At 67.1% G+C, this 2470-nt stretch carries 3 protein-coding genes; 1 reads left to right on the plus strand and 2 read right to left on the minus strand.

All coding sequences use genetic code 11. The features are described 5' to 3' along the window. Nucleotides 1-105: 105 nt before the first annotated feature. Nucleotides 106-915, plus strand: a complete 810-nt coding sequence (locus tag ACTYVM_RS37000) for a transposase family protein (RefSeq protein WP_445524258.1) — start codon at nucleotides 106-108, stop codon at nucleotides 913-915. On the opposite strand, the gene ACTYVM_RS37005 is transcribed toward ACTYVM_RS37000, so the two are convergent. Both ACTYVM_RS37005 and ACTYVM_RS37010 read right to left on the minus strand, forming a co-directional pair. Continuing rightward, a complete protein-coding gene (locus tag ACTYVM_RS37005; RefSeq protein ID WP_445530122.1) occupies nucleotides 896-1435 on the minus strand; it encodes a hypothetical protein in 540 nt (179 codons plus the stop codon). The two genes, ACTYVM_RS37000 and ACTYVM_RS37005, sit on opposite strands and share 20 nt — an antisense overlap. Nucleotides 1436-1555: 120 nt before the next feature. Beyond that, nucleotides 1556-2365 carry a transposase family protein gene (locus tag ACTYVM_RS37010; protein WP_445524258.1) on the minus strand — a complete coding sequence of 270 codons (810 nt, stop codon included), beginning with the start codon at nucleotides 2363-2365 and terminating at the stop codon, nucleotides 1556-1558. Between the last annotated feature and the right edge of the window lie 105 nt (nucleotides 2366-2470).

A 2470-nucleotide genomic window follows, 5' to 3' on the forward strand; every position in this document is an offset into this window, starting at 1 on the left:
CGTGAGCAGGCCGGACGAGCTGGGCCCGGCCGTGGACAGACGTAAAGCCCCTGGTAGGACAGGTCTCACCACAAGATCATGTCCGTAACCACCAGAGGCTTCACGTTGGTCACCTATGTTGCCACGCTCGATGTCCCGCGCCACGTCGTGGACCACCTCTCGCGTCTGCTCGCTGCCCACCGCCGCCGAATCGGCACCCCGCGCGGCAGCCGCGCGCTCGGCTCGTTCCGCCAGGCCGTGCTGGTCCTGCGCTGGTTCCGCGAACGCGGCTGCGTCCACTGCCTGGCCCGCGACGCTGGCATCTCCCAGGCCACCGGCTACCGCTACCTGCACGAAGGCATCGACGTCCTCGCCGCCCAGGCCCCCGACCTGCACGAGGTCCTGGACCGCTGCCAACAAGAGGGCATGACCCACGTGATCCTCGACGGCACGCTCATCGAAACGGACCGCCTCGCCGGCGTCCGCGACAACGGCAACGACCTGTGGTTCAGCCAGAAGCACAGGGCATTCGGCGGGAACGTACAGTTCCTGTCCGCCCCGGACGGCGCCCCGTTGTGGGTCTCCGAGGTGGAGCCCGGCTCCACCCCCGATATCACCGCCGCCCGCATCCACGCGCTCCCCGCGCTGTACAAGGCGGCGGCCGACGGCCTGCCCACCCTGGCCGACAAGGGCTACATCGGCGCCGGCATCGGCATCCTCGTCCCCGTCCGCCGCCCGAAGGGCCGGTCCGAACGGGCCCTGGACGCCGATACGCGCACCACGAACAGCCTGATCAGAGGCGTCCGAGCTCTCGGTGAACGTGCCGCAGCCGAACTCAAGCAGCGCTGGCGCACCCTGCAGTACATCACCCTCAGCCCCAGCCGGATCGGCGACATCGCCCGCGCCGCCCTCACCCTCAACAGAATCTGGAAATGACCACCGCTGAGAAAACGTCAATGAGGCCATCAAGGGATTCATCGGCCCCTTCTTCACTGGACTCGTCGCAGGTGGAGTCAGCAAGGGAAGTCAGATCGGCCCGGTGACGCGCGCGTTCGGCAGGGTCGGAGTCAAGGTGTTCGGTGTGCCGGTGGCTCTCGGAGCGACGGTCGTAGACTATTTGCTCCCGCAGGGCGGTCCGGTCCGCTACATCGAACCCGGCCCGTTCAACCGTCCTGCGCAGCCCCCGATCTCCTGACGCGGTGATGAGATGACACTGAGAGAATACTGGAACTCGCTGCAAGGCGGCGGATTCATCAGAGGCTTGGCTGATGAGCTGCTGGGCCAGCGATCTCTTTTCCTCGGCATCTGCGGCCTCGTGGGAGGATTCGGAGGCGCCATCAATCTTGATGGCATCGCCAAGCGATTGATGTTCCTGGCGGTCGGCTGCGTGTCTCTCGTCCTCACGGTGTACTCGTGGAGACAAGTGAAGCGTCAGACGCTCGAGAAGAACGCTCAACGCCGACAGCAGAGGTAACCGCCGAAAGGGACCGCCAGAACCCTGGCGGTCCCTTTCGTCCTGTACTCAGAGTGAGCCGTTTTCAACCTGGCTGAGTCATTGACGTTTTCTCAGCGGTGGTCATTTCCAGATTCTGTTGAGGGTGAGGGCGGCGCGGGCGATGTCGCCGATCCGGCTGGGGCTGAGGGTGATGTACTGCAGGGTGCGCCAGCGCTGCTTGAGTTCGGCTGCGGCACGTTCACCGAGAGCTCGGACGCCTCTGATCAGGCTGTTCGTGGTGCGCGTATCGGCGTCCAGGGCCCGTTCGGACCGGCCCTTCGGGCGGCGGACGGGGACGAGGATGCCGATGCCGGCGCCGATGTAGCCCTTGTCGGCCAGGGTGGGCAGGCCGTCGGCCGCCGCCTTGTACAGCGCGGGGAGCGCGTGGATGCGGGCGGCGGTGATATCGGGGGTGGAGCCGGGCTCCACCTCGGAGACCCACAACGGGGCGCCGTCCGGGGCGGACAGGAACTGTACGTTCCCGCCGAATGCCCTGTGCTTCTGGCTGAACCACAGGTCGTTGCCGTTGTCGCGGACGCCGGCGAGGCGGTCCGTTTCGATGAGCGTGCCGTCGAGGATCACGTGGGTCATGCCCTCTTGTTGGCAGCGGTCCAGGACCTCGTGCAGGTCGGGGGCCTGGGCGGCGAGGACGTCGATGCCTTCGTGCAGGTAGCGGTAGCCGGTGGCCTGGGAGATGCCAGCGTCGCGGGCCAGGCAGTGGACGCAGCCGCGTTCGCGGAACCAGCGCAGGACCAGCACGGCCTGGCGGAACGAGCCGAGCGCGCGGCTGCCGCGCGGGGTGCCGATTCGGCGGCGGTGGGCAGCGAGCAGACGCGAGAGGTGGTCCACGACGTGGCGCGGGACATCGAGCGTGGCAACATAGGTGACCAACGTGAAGCCTCTGGTGGTTACGGACATGATCTTGTGGTGAGACCTGTCCTACCAGGGGCTTTACGTCTGTCCACGGCCGGGCCCAGCTCGTCCGGCCTGCTCACG

This window comes from Streptomyces cyslabdanicus, assembly GCF_052663305.1.